Origin of the sequence: Pseudoalteromonas sp. MelDa3 (genome assembly GCF_002863625.1) — a bacterium.
In the GTDB taxonomy this organism is placed as follows: domain Bacteria; phylum Pseudomonadota; class Gammaproteobacteria; order Enterobacterales; family Alteromonadaceae; genus Pseudoalteromonas; species Pseudoalteromonas arctica.
Genome location: NZ_PJBR01000008.1, coordinates 41,647 through 55,541, shown reverse-complemented (window position 1 = coordinate 55,541; position 13,895 = coordinate 41,647). Strand labels below are relative to the sequence as shown.

The window sequence follows — 13,895 nt, the reverse complement described above, 5'->3', positions numbered from 1 at the left end:
GTAAGGTAACCTAACGGCAACCACAAATACTTTAATTATGTAGACTGCGGTTTAGCAGGTGTTTTAATTAAGTTACTCGCGATAATTGCAAATATACAATATGCGCTAAAATACCAAAACCCTTCACCAAATTGTGCATTCATAACAAGTAGCTCGCCACTTTTACCATGGGCGTTACCTGCTAAGTAAGTCACTATTAATGCAATAACAAATACATCAACCATGCTCCACTTACTTAATGCACAAATAACCAGACCGAGCTTTTGCTTAAACCCATTCAAAGGTAGGCAACAATAAAGCAACTGTAATAATAGCTTTAAGCTTGGAATAACAATAGAAAACAACCCCACTAAAGCGGCTACAAATAAATTATTATTGCTAGCAAGCTCTTTAACTGTGCCTAAAATACTTTGTGTTTTGTTATAGGCGCTAATCTCACCTTCTAACTTATCAAGCCCTAGCATGTTCGAGAACATCATTAGCATACTGCGAGTTCGACCATCGCCCTCTTCAGCCAGCATTTCAATACCCGCTTGCGCTAGTTTTGATTTATCTATGTTGCCCTCTATTGTTAATACTGGTTTTGTAATACCAGGAAACAATAAACAAAGAGCAACCACTACACTTATAACCGACAACCAATTACGCATATTTATTCTGCTATTGCCTCAATAATATCGTCACTGTATAAAACAGCATCCAGTAAAAAATTAAATATATCGCCAATGTGTAGCTCTGAGTTTATGTTGGCCAAATGGACCATAGCTTCATCTACATTATCTAATTCAAATTCTTTTATAAGCGATAAACAGTTTCCTAAAATGCCGCTCTCTAATAGTAACGCATCAGATATAGCTGCATCTAAGGTAAACTCTTTAACTATGTCTTTTAAATCAGCATCTAAAATAGCATCAAGCACCGAGAACAAACCCACTAGATACCCTTGCTCGGTCAGCTCTTTATTATTTTGCTCTAAAATAAGCGACATAAATTGAGCCCGCGTTAAAGCAAGCTTAGTTAATTCGGTTGGTTTTTCGACCCCCAACTCACTAATTGCTAATACACGAACAAATTGCCTTATTGTATCTTCACCTAAATAAATAACCGCTTGTGAAATAGAAGTAATAACTAAATTTGCTTTTCCTGAACGCGCGTTAGCCAGCTTTAAAACCCTGGCTGTTATGGCTACATCTCTGGCCACTCGTTGATGAACTTCTTTAAAGCAAAGTTTTTGTTTTGCTGTAAAACGCAATAGATCAAAAACAGTTAACTTTGAAGGCTCTACACCTTTATACGTAATCATTTCTGGGCGAGAAAAAAAGAACCCCTGAAATAAATCACAGCCTGCCAATTTTAATATATTAAATTGTTCATGCGTCTCTATTCGTTCAACAATTATTTTTGCATGTGGATTTGCGCGTTTTATTTTTTTAATGCGCATATTGGTTTTAATAACCGGATCATCTATCTCAATTTTTATGTAATCAACATGTGCTAATAGTGACTCCCATTTTGGATCGCCATCGTAATCATCAAGTGCAAAAACATACCCTTCTTTTTTAAGTTCTTGCACACGCTCAGCAACCGCAGGAATATTGCCCGTGCGCTCTACTATTTCAATAACACTATTTTCTGGCAATAAAAGTTTGGGAAAGTTATCGAGAATAGTTTCTGATGACAAGTTTATAAAAGCTAAATGATGCGCGGTAAGTCTATCTAAACCTACCAACATTAATGCATTAAAAAACAGGCGGCTTGTCGCATGCACATCAGAAGTGCCCACAGGAAACGCATTGTTGGCTGAGTCTCGATAAAGCAGTTCGTACGAGAAAACATTCTGGTCTATATCAAAAATAGGTTGCCGCGCGACAAACTGAGTTATTTTTTGTACCTCATCAGGTATGTTATTTAATTTCACTTGGCTCTAAACCTATAAATAAGAGATGGCAAAACAGCCAATAATATGTGTACTTTAATGCAACTCGCATAAGATAAACATAGTCGTCATTGCAAAAATGTTAAAATTACACAACACTAATATAAAAATATTAATATAAAAGGTGGAGATTTGGCTAACTTTATTCGGTTATTAGTACTGAGCCCTCTGCTATTTGTATTTTTTAGCTATGCCAGCATTAACCCTACTCCCCTCAAATACAATGTTAGCGCGTCAGGTAGTCATTATCCATATTATACAAATGATCCAGAAAAGCCTGGTGTATTACCCGAAATTATTGAAAAAGCACTCGATGATGCAAATATTGCAGCTTCTCATATCGACCTACCCACAAAGCGTATTACCAAATATTTACAAGATGAAATAATCGATTTTGATGTTATTTCATTAGAATGGCTCCCAAAGGATGAGAGAAATGACTCTCGCTATGTTTTTTCAGAGCCCCTTATTTATGCCACAGAAATGATTGTTACCTTGCCTCAAAATGCCCAGAACTGGCAAAGCGCCGATAGCTTAAAGGGCAAATATATAGGAACAGTACTAGGTTACTATTACTTTAATGACAACACCTTTGAGCGCGTTGACTTTCCATCCGAGAAAGAACTTATGACCGCTCTCTCAAGAAACCGTGTAGAAGCTGCACTAGTAGGTAAGTTAACTGCGCTCTATTGGGCAAAGCAATTAGAGATAAACATTGCCTTTGGCGCACAGCATTCCCATGGTTTTTTAAGAATTCGTTTATTAAGCAAACATAAAGAATTATTGCCCCAAATAAACCTAGCAATTAAAAACCTTCATGCTCAAGGATATATAAAAAGTATTGAAGATAAGTATATGAGTAATATACCCACACAAAATTAAGGGACTAATGGCGCAGAGCTCGTGTTTTGGAGTATAATAGCAGCAAATGTTAACTCGACCAGAATCAGAAAGAGCCCCATGAGTATTGAAAAAGCCTTAATCGAACGTAGTAATAATCAATGTGAATTGTGTGCAGCCACCGAGAACTTATCTGTTTATGAAGTACCACCGGTAACTGAAACCCACTCAGATAAATGTATTTACACGTGTCAAACATGTAAAGATCAAATCGAGAATAACAGCGAAATAACGCCTACACATTGGCACTGTTTAAACGATAGCATGTGGAGCCAAACTCCTGCAGTACAAGTTGTAGCTTACAGAATGCTTTCGCGTTTAGCGCCTGATAATGGCTGGGCACAAGATGCGCTAGACATGATTTACCTTGAAGAAGACACGCTAACCTGGGCTAAAAAAGCACTTGCCGAAGATGACGATTTAAAGCATGTAGATAGCAACGGTGTAGTACTTCAAGCAGGCGATACTGTTACCCTAATTAAAGACTTAGACGTTAAAGGCAGTAGCCTTACCGCTAAACGTGGAACAGCTGTTCGTAATATTGGCCTAACCAGCAACCCTGAACATATTGAAGGGCGAGTTGACGGCCAGCGCATTGTTATTTTAACTAAGTTTGTTAAAAAATAATCGTTTGTTTTTAATTATTAAAGGCGCTAATGCGCCTTTTTTATGTTTAAAATAAGTTAAGGAATGATTAAGTAACTAGGTAATACACTAAGGACATAATATTGAGTAAGGATAACCAACATGGAAAAGCATCAAGCAGTATCTTCGCGTAAAAAAGCAGTTGCAGGGATTGGCTTATTGGCGCTTAGCGCTTTTGCAGTAACTGGCTGCGGTGAGCAAACTAAATCGACTAAAAACACAGAAATTGCAGAAGCAATAACCAGCCTAACTATCCAAGCTAGCTACAAAGATCGCAGTATGCTTCGCCCTGGCTCGCAATTAATAGTTACGCTTTCCAATGTATCTAAAATGGATGTAAAAGCCGATATAATCACACAAGAAGTGATTGATGTAACCCAAGCCCCGCCATTTACCGTTGAGCTAATTTATGATGCCAGCAAAATTAGCGATAAACATCGCTATAGCCTAAGCGCCAGAATTATAAATAAAGACAAAGTGCTTTACACAAGTACAACAAATCATGACCCGTTTGCAGAATCACAGTTAACTACCCCCTATAAAATTGAGCTTTCAAAAGTGTCGACTCAAAAACCCGATGTAACACTCACAAATACTTACTGGAAAGCAATAACAATAAATGCTCAAACTGTGAATGTTACAACTAAAGAACCATTCATTCAGTTCAATAAAGACCACCGCGTTAATGGCTTTTTAGGCTGTAATAATTTTAGCGGAAGCTATAGCACCGAGCAGCAAACAATTACACTTAGTCAGCTAGCAAGTACAAAAAAGATGTGCTCGGATAATATGAGCCAAGAAGCGGCTATGTCTGACGTACTTAGCAAAACTTCAAAGTGGGAAATAACAGGTGAATCACTAAAACTTAAAAACAGTCGCGGTAATACACTTGCTACTTTTAGTGCGGTTTATTTTAATTAATATTTAGCTCCCTTATATAAATATTACCTAACACATTCGTATTGATTTTAAATAAAATGCCCAGCAAAGCTGGGCATTTTATTATTCGTTATAAGCGCTATTTAAAGTTACTCATCAACGAGTTGTTCACTTCGGTAAAAACCACTTGGCTCACTTAACAAACCAACAAGCTCAGGCATTATTGCATCCATTGTTTGCTTTAGCTTCCATGGAGGATTAATTACAATCATGCCCGATGCTGTCATACCGTGTACATCAGTATCGGCTTCAGTGCCTAATTCAAATAACTGAATGTTGCGCATTCCTGAATCAATTAAGCCCTGCTCCATATTATCAATGCGTTCTCTATCAACAACCGGATACCAAATCATGTAAGTACCTGTAGCAAAGCGCTGATGAGCTTTAACTAAGGTTTTTACAACCGTTTCGTAGTCATCTTTAATTTCGTATGGAGGATCAATTAATACACACGCTCTGCGAGATGCTGGTGGTAACAAACCAACTAAGCCTGCAAAACCATCCTCTCCACGTACACGAATAGATCGCTTACCTTGCATGTTTTCTTCAAGTAATAATAAATCGCGCGGGTGCAGTTCAAAAAACCAACCCTTATCTTGGCGGCGTAAGTAGTGCTCTGCAATTTTTGGTGAACCTGGATAAAACGCAAGTTCGTCAGTGTCGTTAAATGACTTAATTAATTCAATGTATTCATTAAGCTCAGCATGCTCACTTTTATGATGCCAAAGTTTTTCAATACCATCTTGATACTCTTGCGTTTTTTGCGCATCGGCAGCTGCAAGTTCAAAAAAGCCAGCACCTGAATGTGTGTCTATATAATCAAGCGGTTTATCTTTAATTGTTTGATAATTTAGCACTTGTGCCAGTACTAAGTGTTTAAGTACATCGGCAGGATTACCCGCATGAAATGAGTGTCTGTAACTAAGCATTATTTATTTTCGCCATACGCAATTTAATATCGTAAGTGAACCATAAGCACTAGGCTTTGGCAACTTACACCAAGATAAGAGAGTGTTTAAGTGAACCATTTCTGAATGAAAAAGCCCATATGCTGAATTATCCCTTAACGCAAAAGAAAAACCAGCTAAAACCACCGTAAATGCTGGCAAATCAACACACTTTGCTTTACATTTGCATGACATTAATTACAGTTATATGAGCGCCTTTATGAATAACACTACTCTTCAACAACTCGAACAACTGATCGATTCTTTAATCGAACGTAATAACCAATTACAAACAGATGTTGTTACTTTAAAAGAACAGAACACTAAACTAAGCGATGACAACGAATTGCTACAACTTGAAGCTTTAGAAAATGAAGAAAAGCAAAAAGATGCCAGCACTACTTTATCTGGTCTTCTTGATAAGTTACAAAGCGCACAACAGGCTAGCTAATGTCTGAGCTGCAAAACCAGCGGGTCACTGTTGAGTTGCTAGGTAAAGAGCAGCAATTTGCTTGCCCTGAAGGGCAGGAAGATGCATTAATAGCAGCAGCTAAAAATCTAAATGACTTAGTTGAGCAAATGAAGCAACGCTCAACCGTTAGAAACGATCAAAAAGCCCTACTAATGGCAGCATTAAACTTAAGCCACGAATTGCTAGAAGCAAAAACACAGGCTACAGTTGAGCAACAGCATCAAGACCAAATGATTGATAAACTCAGTCAGCATTTGGCAAATGACCCCAAACACCAAAAATAAAAAGCGCATACTGCGCTTTTTGTTTATTATTAAAGTAATTAAACATCAGCGTAGAGATAATAAATGAAGTTAAAACTTTCAAACATAGCCTCTTCATGTAAGCACTTACTATTAGCATGCACTTTATTATCAATAGTACCTAGCACCTATGCTGCCGTCACTTGGAATACAATAAACCCTCATATTCAGTTTTTAAAGCAACAAGACAAGCTTCGCTTTTACGACTCTAACCAAGTATTAATTGAAGGCGAAAAATGTGCCCTACTTGTTGATACGAGCGCCAATTTTGCCGCAGTTGAACAACTTGCTGAAGATTTAAAGAAACGCCTTAAAACACCTTTATGCTATTTAGTGGCTACCCACTTTCACGACGATCACTTGCTGGGCATGGCGGTTATGCAAAATTTTTACCCTGATGCTAAGCTCATTGTTCATCAGCAGGTAAATAAAAATTTTAACCTTTATCAAACAGCATATACCGACAAACTAGACACGTATGAAAAGAGCATTGAGCTGAGCTACCAACGATTAGCGAATGTGCCCAAAGAAGAGCAAGCTAAATGGCGAAATAAGTTAGAGCTTGCAAAAAAACGACTTTTTCGCTGGCAGGAGTATCAGCTTAGCAAACCAGAAATAGTAATTGATAGTCGTAAAGTTATCGACCTTGGTGATTTTGAGGTAACGCTTGAGCCGCAACAAGCCCATACTAACGGCGATTTAACTATTACTACTAATGATGGCAGTGTGCTGATTGGTGGCGATATCGTTGACTGGCTTCCTTACCCTGGACACGGTGAACTTAAAAGTTGGCAAACGTTGCTTAAGCAATATATTAACGACGAAAAGCTCACTATTATTTTACCTGGGCACGGCGGCACATTAACAAAAGAGCAGCTGAAACAGCCTCTATCATTTTTAACAGCCATAATAGAGCACGTTAAAAACAATAAAGATCAAAGTATTGAGCAGTTAATGCTATCGTTTCCTGAATCAGTTATTGAGCCTTATAAACAAGAAGCGCTTAATATAAAATCGAGTAACTTCTTTTTACAAGCTGGCCTAAATCGCGTAAAAAGCGCAGAATAACTCAACACAACGGATTGTGTTAAAATAATAAAAGGAATTTACAAAAGTGATCACTATGCGCAGTTTGGTTTTATGTTGTTTGGGTATTTTGTTATTTGGTTGTCAATCAACGGAGCAAGAACCACAAGAAGCTCCACAAATATTTACTCATTTTGAGCCTGACTATACTTATGATATTGAAGAAGAAGTAGCTCAATCGCCCCAAGTTAGTGAGCACGTTACGTCACTTCAATTCAAAAAAACAATCGTAAAAAAGCGCCCACCAAGAACCACCGATCTGTGGGTGCATATAGCCAACAATCTACACTTTACGGTTTATCAAAATCGCGCGTTAAAAAAGCGTATCAGCTGGTACGCAAAGCAACCTAACTACTTACAAACTGTGAGTAAACGCGCAGCGCCTTACCTGTATCATATCGTAAAAAAAATTGAGCAAAAGCAACTACCTATGGAGCTCGCTTTACTACCATTTGTAGAAAGCGATTTTAGACCAACGATAGCCTCATCACAGCAAGCTGTTGGTGTTTGGCAGTTAGTTGGCGCAACAGCGCATCACTTTGGAGTTAAGTCAGACCAATGGTACGACGGTCGCCAAGACGTACTTGCTTCAACCGATGCAGCACTTGATTACTTAAGCTACTTACATAAACGCTTTGATGGTAATTGGCTACATGCTTTGGCCGCTTATAACAGCGGTGAGGGCCGCGTTAAACGCGCAATCGAAAAAAACAAAAAACGCGGTAAAAGCACCGATTACTGGTCGCTTAGCCTGCCAAAAGAAACCGCCGACTACGTACCCAAGTTACTCGCTTTAAGCTATTTAGTTAAGCATCCACAAAAGGGCATTAAACGCCCAAAGCTTGCATATAAGCCATTTACAACACAGATGAATATAGGCCAGCAGTTCGACTTTTCGGTTATAGCTAAGCTCTCTGGTATAGGTTCAAAGCAGTTACACGCGATTAATCAGGGATATTTAAAAAATCAAAGCTCACCTAACGGGCCGCATACTTTACTGCTGCCTATAGGGCAAGAGGCCTTATTAAAAAGTCAGTTTTTTAAATCAAACTTTGCTGGAGAGTACATCGTTAAACAAAACGACACGCTTTACGGTATTGCTAGACGTTTTAGTATGTCGGTAAAAGCTTTAAAACAACTTAATAACAAAAATAATAATTTAATAGGCGTTGGAGAAAAGTTATTAGTTGGACAACCTAAAACCCTGCCAAGCACATTAACAGTTGATTACAAAATTAGCCCTTATTTAGAACACCAAGAGATTGCGATTCCCACCATTGAAATAGATTACGAAGTTAAGTCGGGCGATAGCCTTTGGAGTATAAGTCAGCTTTACGATGTACCTCATAGCGACTTGGCAAAATGGAACAAACTCTCTGCATCTAGCATTTTAAAGCCTGGTACTCAATTAGTGCTGTTTATACCACAGGCTGAAAAGCAAAAAGCAGCCCCAACAAAAAAAGATTTTCTGCTAAATTTACAAAAAACACTAAATCAGCCACGTTAAGTTTATAAACAAGTATATTTCGCGTAAAATTGCGCCCTAACATAGTTATTATTTGAAGAGACAAGCATGCAAATTAGCAAAAATTCAGCAGTTGAATTTCATTACACCCTTAGCGAAGCGGGCGAGCAAATTGAAAGTAGCACAAACGAAGCGCCACTTACTTACATTCATGGCAGCGAAGGCATGCTTCCTGGTTTAGAAAAAGCACTTGAAGGCAAAGAAGTTGGCGAAAAATTTAGTGTAACTCTAGAGCCAAGTGAATCATACGGCGAGCGTGTTGATGACTTAATTCAACGTATTCCGCTTAAGCACCTACAAGGCGACGTTAAAGTATGGAAACCAGGTATGACAGCAATGGTTAGCTCTAACCAAGGTCGTCATCAGGTTACTATTGTTAAGGTTGGTCGTTTTAACGCAGATTGTGATTTAAACCACCCATTTGCTGGTAAAACGCTAACGTTTGACGTTGAAGTTATATCAGTACGTGAAGCAACAAGTGAAGAAGTTTCTCACGGACACGTGCACGCTGAAGGCGGCTGTGGTCACTCTCACTAGTTAGCAATAAAGGAAGTAAGTATGTCTAAAGTTGCAGTCGTTACAGGTGGTACAAAAGGTATTGGCTTAGCCGTAGTTAAGCGTTTGCTAAACAATGGCTATGAAGTACATAACCTTGATATAGAGCTGAGCGAAATCGGTATATTTCATCAGTGTGATGTAAGTGATGTATCGGCGGTACAAAGCTGTATCAACGCTATCTGTGAACAAAGCAAACGTATTGATGTACTTGTTTCTAATGCTGGAAAACACTTAAGCGCAAATATAGAAAGCACCGACGAGCAAACTCTCGATGCACTTTTTGCGCTTAATGTTAAAGGCGCCTATGCCGCTGTAAAAAGCGTATTGCCAAGCATGAAAGCGCAAAATAGCGGCGCTATTATATTAGTCGCTTCCGATCAGGCAATTATAGGTAAGCAAAACTCTTTTGCGTATAACCTAACAAAACATGCCCTTGCTTCAATGGCTAAAACAACGGCGCTTGATTACGCGGGCTTTAATATTAGAGTAAATGCGGTATGCCCTGGCACAATAGAAACACCTTTATTTCACAACGCGATAGATGCGTACTGCGCAAAAAGTGGCGCAAACAAAGCTGAAATAGTTGCCGAGGAAGCAAGTCTTCAACCGCTAAACCGATTAGGTCAAGCCGATGAAGTAGCTGCCCTTGTGAGCTTTTTAGCAAGTGATGACGCAAGCTTTATTACTGGCAGCTTACAAAGTATTGATGGCGGCTATACAGCCCAATGAGTAATGTGCAATGAGCATGCAAATTATTGACCCCCATGTCCATTTTTTTAATCTTGCCGAGGGGCAATATACTTGGCTACAAGGCGAAAACCCACCAGCATGGCCTAACCTAGAAAAAATTAAACAACCAATAAGTGCAGAGCAACTTGTTAAAAGTACTGATTTTGAACTTGCCGGTATTGTGCACATTGAGGCTGGGTTTGATAATCAATCACCTATAAACGAGCTAAACTGGCTAAGCTCGCATTTAAAAAGTCTTTCATTTAAAGCTATTAGTTACACCCAAATTGACTCATCGGCTGATCAGTTTATAAACTCGTTAGAAGCTTTAGCTCATCTGAGTTTGTGTGGCATTAGAGATATAACCGAAGGTACTGACGCAAAGCGTTTATTAGATGCCAATAGCTTTAAAAACCTAACAACATTATCAGATACCCAGCTGCATTTTGAAGCGCAATTTGATATTGAAAATAGCGAAATAACCAAACAAATAGCTTACTACGCTAAGCAGCTACCGCGGCTTCAAATTATAATTAATCATGCAGGACTACCAAGTAATTTAAATGATTGGCGACAAGGTGTTGAGTTACTTGCTCAGCATGACAACATAGCAATTAAATTCTCTGGTTTTGAATTACTACAACTCACCAGTGAGCAACAAGCAGCGTGTTTTAATATTCTTTTTAATCACTTTGGCCAGCAGCGTATTATGTTTGCAAGCAACTTCCCTGTGTGCCAAATAAATACAAGCTACAACACTCTATGGCATTCCCATAAGGCGTTATGCTCAAACGATAAGACATGGCACAACCTCAGCTATGCAAACGCTAAGCACTACTACCAAGTGTAAGTAAAACTAGTTATATTAAACTCTCTTTTTATGATAATACGGCTAATTTATGAAAATGTACTTTTTACCAATCGTTGTATTTTCAGTGCTTCTTCTCAATGGCTGCATATCTCAAAATCCAGACCCTACACCTAAGCTGCAACATGCTCTACTGGCAAAGCCAAATAAAACAGCAGTTAGCAAAGCAATTAAAACACTTGTACATATGCAAGAAACTCAATTAGCTGATAATGTATTTACTACCAGCAGCACAGTAACCCTTAGCAATGTGGATGGTAATAATATTATCGACACGCAAAGTCGCAATACACCCGATCAGTTTGAATTGATGATTAAAGGTAATCAGTGCTATATACGCCATCTCGATAGTAAAGCAACTATTGAGCTTAAAGACGTAGAATGTAAAATTAACGAGTTATAACAAGCTTTACTTCCCCCAAACAAATAAAAGCCGGTAAGTGACTAATCACTTACCGGCTTTTTAATGCATGACCTAAAGTTAGGTTAAAAGGCTATTATTTTATTTCTACACGTTGAGAACGCATAACAATCTCATCGTTTAATTCAATACCTAACCCAGGCTCTTCTGATACTTCAAAGAAACCATTTTTAGGTTGTGGGTCTTGTAAACATAACTCGCGGTTCCACTTTTTAATCGCATAAGTATGGTGCTCATGAATCAAAAAGTTAGGAATAGCCGTTTCTAAGTGCAGTGATGCTGCTGTTGCAACAGGCCCGCCACATACGTGAGCTTGAATACGCACATCAAAAATATCAGCGTAATCACACACTTTTTTGGTTTCGGTAAAACCACCACATAAACCAATATCTGGCTGTAGTACATCAATACTTTGATCTTCTAAATACGGGCGCACACCCCAGCGATTATACAAACGCTCACCACCAGCAATTGGCACATTAACTTTATCTGCTACTTTTGCATGTAATGAATGGTTTAAATAGTTAACTGGCTCTTCAAAGTACATACAGTCAAATTCTTCTGCAATTTCACCCAACTGAATGGCTGTTGTCACACCAGGTAAGCTGTGGCATTCAAAAATAATATCTACTTCGTCACCTACCGCTTCGCGAATAGCTTGCATACGTGCACGGTATAACTTCATTTCAGTACGTGAGATTATTTTTGTACGGTCGTAATAAGTATTGCCGTCTTTATCGTACTGAATTGGATCTACTTTTACTGCATCGTAACCTTCGGCCATCGCCTTTAAAGCCGCTTCTGCATATTCTTGCGGTTGTACGAGCGCTTTAAATTCGCTATCCCAGTCAAACTGTAATTGCGAAGCGTAAGTGCGTAGTTTGTCGTTAACCTTACCGCCTAATAACTGGTATACAGGTAAACCAAGCGCTTTACCTTTTATATCCCAAAGTGCGGTATCAATTGCGCTCATTGCAGCATAAACAACAGGTCCGCCGCCTAAACCCCAAAAGCTTTCACGTAACATACGTGACCATAGTTTTTCTGTTTGAAACGGGTCGTGGCCGATTAAAAAGGCATCGGCCATTTCCTTAATCATAGCCGCTGCAGCACTGTGACCTAAATCGTATGCAAGGCCCGCTTCGCCAACACCACTAATACCTTCGTCAGTATGAATACGTACAAACACAGGTGTCCAAGAAGGTCTATCAGGACAGTGAATATCAAATACTTCAACGCGATTTACTTTCATTAAAATTCCTTATTAACCGCTATGGGTTATTTTGCAAAACTAGGGTCAAGTCGATACGCTTTACGTAACATAGCAGGCCACGCAAGTTGCCCGCCAGTGCTACCACTGTGTACTACGTTTGCTTGATTATAAATATTGTCGATTATAGGTTGCGGTACTTCAATCACCTCTTGCGAGCTTGATTGTAGCGCTAGTTGTATTTCACACGCTCGCTGTAAATCATAAAAGCGCATAAACGCATCGCCTACCGTTGGGCCTACCGTTAAGCCACCGTGATTTACCAATAACATATGGTTGGTGCTGCCCAAATCATCTTGCAACACTTTTCGCTCGTCGTCGTTTACTGCAAGCCCTTCGTAGCCATGATAAGAAAGCGATGGCAGTGAAAACATTGAATACTGGCTAAGCGGTAATAAACCATTTTTTTGTGTAGCGACAGCGATTGTTTCTTTAGTATGAAGGTGAATAACACAATGAGCGTCTTCGCGTACCTCATGAATCGCACTGTGAATAGTAAAGCCAGCAGGATTAATACTAAATGGCGTATCGTCAATAATGTTACCGTCTAAGTCGACCTTTACTAAATTTGACGCAGTTACTTCATCAAAGGTTAAACCAAAGGCATTTACTAGGTAGTGATCTGTGCCAGGCAAACGTGCTGATAAATGCGTATAGATCAAATCCCCCCAACGAAAGTGCTCTACCAGTCTGTAACACGCAGCTAAATCAATACGCAGTTGCCACTCTTGTGCTGATACTTTATTTTTTAAATCGAGTTGGGGTAAATCAAACATAATGAGCCTTATAAAAACGTACATTATTAACCTGTACGAACAGATGTTTAGAAGTCTAAAGCAGTCTCTATTTTATAGCAAACACCAAACAAAACAGCCACACTATTGTGTGGCTGTTTATAAAACTAAAATACCAATTGCATTAAAATGGTATAACTGCGTAAATTATTTTACGTTAGCTAGGTAATCTGCAATTGCTTCAAACTCTTCATCAGTTACCGTTGCAACCATTGCTTTCATAGCCATGGTCATACCGTTATTACGTGCACCTGACTTAATATCTTTCATTTGCGCTACTAAATAGTCTTTGTTTTGACCGTTTAGTTTAGGGTACATACCCATAATTGGTGCTTTACCTTCAGCGCCATGACAAGTTTGACAATTCTTAGCGGTATAAAGTGCAGCGCCATCGGCAGCAGCTGCATTAAACGAGAAGCTTGCGGCTAAAGTAATACCCGCGCCTAATAGTAGTGTTTTCATCTTGCTCATTGTATTTACTCTTCTTTTTTGACGGTTAGAAA

At 38.9% G+C, this 13,895-nt stretch carries 17 protein-coding genes; 11 read left to right on the top strand and 6 right to left on the bottom strand.

Features of this window, described 5'->3' with window-relative positions; translation table 11 throughout:
* Positions 1-35: 35 nt before the first annotated feature.
* A complete protein-coding gene (locus tag CXF89_RS02865; RefSeq protein WP_007586454.1) occupies positions 36-650 on the bottom strand; it encodes a paraquat-inducible protein A in 615 nt (204 codons plus the stop codon).
* 2 nt (positions 651-652) lie between these two features.
* Positions 653-1,918 carry an EAL and HDOD domain-containing protein gene (locus CXF89_RS02860; protein WP_121953751.1) on the bottom strand — a complete coding sequence of 422 codons (1,266 nt, stop codon included), beginning with the start codon at positions 1,916-1,918 and terminating at the stop codon, positions 653-655.
* A gap of 150 nt (positions 1,919-2,068) precedes the next feature.
* On the opposite strand from CXF89_RS02860, the gene CXF89_RS02855 reads away from it, so the two are divergent.
* From CXF89_RS02855 to CXF89_RS02845, 3 genes are all read left to right on the top strand, one after another.
* On the top strand, positions 2,069-2,818 hold the full coding sequence (locus CXF89_RS02855; RefSeq protein ID WP_121953750.1) for a substrate-binding periplasmic protein: 750 nt from the start codon (positions 2,069-2,071) through the stop codon (positions 2,816-2,818).
* 78 nt (positions 2,819-2,896) lie between these two features.
* Positions 2,897-3,463, top strand: a complete 567-nt coding sequence (locus CXF89_RS02850) for a PhnA domain-containing protein (protein WP_007586451.1) — start codon at positions 2,897-2,899, stop codon at positions 3,461-3,463.
* 120 nt (positions 3,464-3,583) lie between these two features.
* Positions 3,584-4,402: an META domain-containing protein gene (locus CXF89_RS02845; protein ID WP_121953749.1), complete on the top strand. Its 819-nt coding sequence runs from the start codon at positions 3,584-3,586 to the stop codon at positions 4,400-4,402.
* Positions 4,403-4,509: 107 nt separating this feature from the next.
* Here the strand turns inward: CXF89_RS02845 and CXF89_RS02840 are convergent, their stop codons facing one another.
* Complete coding sequence (locus tag CXF89_RS02840; RefSeq protein WP_121953748.1) at positions 4,510-5,349, bottom strand: 23S rRNA (adenine(2030)-N(6))-methyltransferase RlmJ; 840 nt, start codon at positions 5,347-5,349, stop codon at positions 4,510-4,512.
* Between the two features lie 238 nt (positions 5,350-5,587).
* On the opposite strand from CXF89_RS02840, the gene CXF89_RS02835 reads away from it, so the two are divergent.
* The 8 genes from CXF89_RS02835 (at position 5,588) to CXF89_RS02800 (ending at position 11,310) form a co-directional block, all read left to right on the top strand.
* A complete protein-coding gene (locus tag CXF89_RS02835) occupies positions 5,588-5,818 on the top strand; it encodes a hypothetical protein (protein WP_007586448.1) in 231 nt (76 codons plus the stop codon).
* The gene (locus CXF89_RS02830) at positions 5,818-6,123 is read left to right on the top strand and encodes a cell division protein ZapA (RefSeq protein WP_007586447.1); all 306 of its coding nucleotides are present in this window, start codon (positions 5,818-5,820) and stop codon (positions 6,121-6,123) included. Before CXF89_RS02835 ends, CXF89_RS02830 begins: the two co-directional genes overlap by 1 nt.
* A gap of 63 nt (positions 6,124-6,186) precedes the next feature.
* Complete coding sequence (locus tag CXF89_RS02825; RefSeq protein WP_121953747.1) at positions 6,187-7,209, top strand: MBL fold metallo-hydrolase; 1,023 nt, start codon at positions 6,187-6,189, stop codon at positions 7,207-7,209.
* Positions 7,210-7,264: 55 nt separating this feature from the next.
* Positions 7,265-8,734: a LysM peptidoglycan-binding domain-containing protein gene (locus tag CXF89_RS02820; protein ID WP_024592486.1), complete on the top strand. Its 1,470-nt coding sequence runs from the start codon at positions 7,265-7,267 to the stop codon at positions 8,732-8,734.
* A 66-nt stretch (positions 8,735-8,800) separates the two neighbouring features.
* Positions 8,801-9,289 (top strand): FKBP-type peptidyl-prolyl cis-trans isomerase, encoded by a 489-nt coding sequence (locus CXF89_RS02815; protein WP_121953746.1) that lies wholly within the window; start codon positions 8,801-8,803, stop codon positions 9,287-9,289.
* A 21-nt stretch (positions 9,290-9,310) separates the two neighbouring features.
* A complete protein-coding gene (locus CXF89_RS02810) occupies positions 9,311-10,039 on the top strand; it encodes an SDR family NAD(P)-dependent oxidoreductase (RefSeq protein WP_121953745.1) in 729 nt (242 codons plus the stop codon).
* A gap of 10 nt (positions 10,040-10,049) precedes the next feature.
* Positions 10,050-10,889 carry an amidohydrolase family protein gene (locus tag CXF89_RS02805; protein ID WP_121953744.1) on the top strand — a complete coding sequence of 280 codons (840 nt, stop codon included), beginning with the start codon at positions 10,050-10,052 and terminating at the stop codon, positions 10,887-10,889.
* A gap of 49 nt (positions 10,890-10,938) precedes the next feature.
* Entirely contained in the window at positions 10,939-11,310 is a 372-nt protein-coding gene (locus CXF89_RS02800) for a hypothetical protein (protein ID WP_121953743.1), read from the top strand.
* Between the two features lie 94 nt (positions 11,311-11,404).
* On the opposite strand, the gene CXF89_RS02795 is transcribed toward CXF89_RS02800, so the two are convergent.
* The 3 genes from CXF89_RS02795 to CXF89_RS02785 form a co-directional block, all read right to left on the bottom strand.
* The gene (locus tag CXF89_RS02795; protein ID WP_007375956.1) at positions 11,405-12,580 is read right to left on the bottom strand and encodes a mandelate racemase/muconate lactonizing enzyme family protein; all 1,176 of its coding nucleotides are present in this window, start codon (positions 12,578-12,580) and stop codon (positions 11,405-11,407) included.
* 26 nt (positions 12,581-12,606) lie between these two features.
* A complete protein-coding gene (locus CXF89_RS02790; protein WP_121953742.1) occupies positions 12,607-13,374 on the bottom strand; it encodes a class II aldolase/adducin family protein in 768 nt (255 codons plus the stop codon).
* Between the two features lie 165 nt (positions 13,375-13,539).
* Positions 13,540-13,863 carry a c-type cytochrome gene (locus CXF89_RS02785; RefSeq protein ID WP_002957866.1) on the bottom strand — a complete coding sequence of 108 codons (324 nt, stop codon included), beginning with the start codon at positions 13,861-13,863 and terminating at the stop codon, positions 13,540-13,542.
* Positions 13,864-13,895 lie beyond the last annotated feature (32 nt).

Bases quoted from the DNA above. Each gene is read 5' to 3' on its own strand.
- CXF89_RS02815 (WP_121953746.1), top strand. From the start codon at position 8,801: ATGCAAATTAGCAAAAATTCAGCAGTTGAATTTCATTACACCCTTAGC.
- CXF89_RS02790 (WP_121953742.1), bottom strand. From the start codon at position 13,374: ATGTTTGATTTACCCCAACTCGATTTAAAAAATAAAGTATCAGCACAA.
- CXF89_RS02865 (WP_007586454.1), bottom strand. From the start codon at position 650: ATGCGTAATTGGTTGTCGGTTATAAGTGTAGTGGTTGCTCTTTGTTTA.
- CXF89_RS02830 (WP_007586447.1), top strand. From the start codon at position 5,818: ATGTCTGAGCTGCAAAACCAGCGGGTCACTGTTGAGTTGCTAGGTAAA.
- CXF89_RS02850 (WP_007586451.1), top strand. From the start codon at position 2,897: ATGAGTATTGAAAAAGCCTTAATCGAACGTAGTAATAATCAATGTGAA.
- CXF89_RS02800 (WP_121953743.1), top strand. From the start codon at position 10,939: ATGAAAATGTACTTTTTACCAATCGTTGTATTTTCAGTGCTTCTTCTC.
- CXF89_RS02795 (WP_007375956.1), bottom strand. From the start codon at position 12,580: ATGAAAGTAAATCGCGTTGAAGTATTTGATATTCACTGTCCTGATAGA.
- CXF89_RS02785 (WP_002957866.1), bottom strand. From the start codon at position 13,863: ATGAGCAAGATGAAAACACTACTATTAGGCGCGGGTATTACTTTAGCC.
- CXF89_RS02825 (WP_121953747.1), top strand. From the start codon at position 6,187: ATGAAGTTAAAACTTTCAAACATAGCCTCTTCATGTAAGCACTTACTA.
- CXF89_RS02835 (WP_007586448.1), top strand. From the start codon at position 5,588: ATGAATAACACTACTCTTCAACAACTCGAACAACTGATCGATTCTTTA.
- CXF89_RS02820 (WP_024592486.1), top strand. From the start codon at position 7,265: ATGCGCAGTTTGGTTTTATGTTGTTTGGGTATTTTGTTATTTGGTTGT.
- CXF89_RS02845 (WP_121953749.1), top strand. From the start codon at position 3,584: ATGGAAAAGCATCAAGCAGTATCTTCGCGTAAAAAAGCAGTTGCAGGG.
- CXF89_RS02805 (WP_121953744.1), top strand. From the start codon at position 10,050: ATGAGCATGCAAATTATTGACCCCCATGTCCATTTTTTTAATCTTGCC.
- CXF89_RS02810 (WP_121953745.1), top strand. From the start codon at position 9,311: ATGTCTAAAGTTGCAGTCGTTACAGGTGGTACAAAAGGTATTGGCTTA.
- CXF89_RS02840 (WP_121953748.1), bottom strand. From the start codon at position 5,349: ATGCTTAGTTACAGACACTCATTTCATGCGGGTAATCCTGCCGATGTA.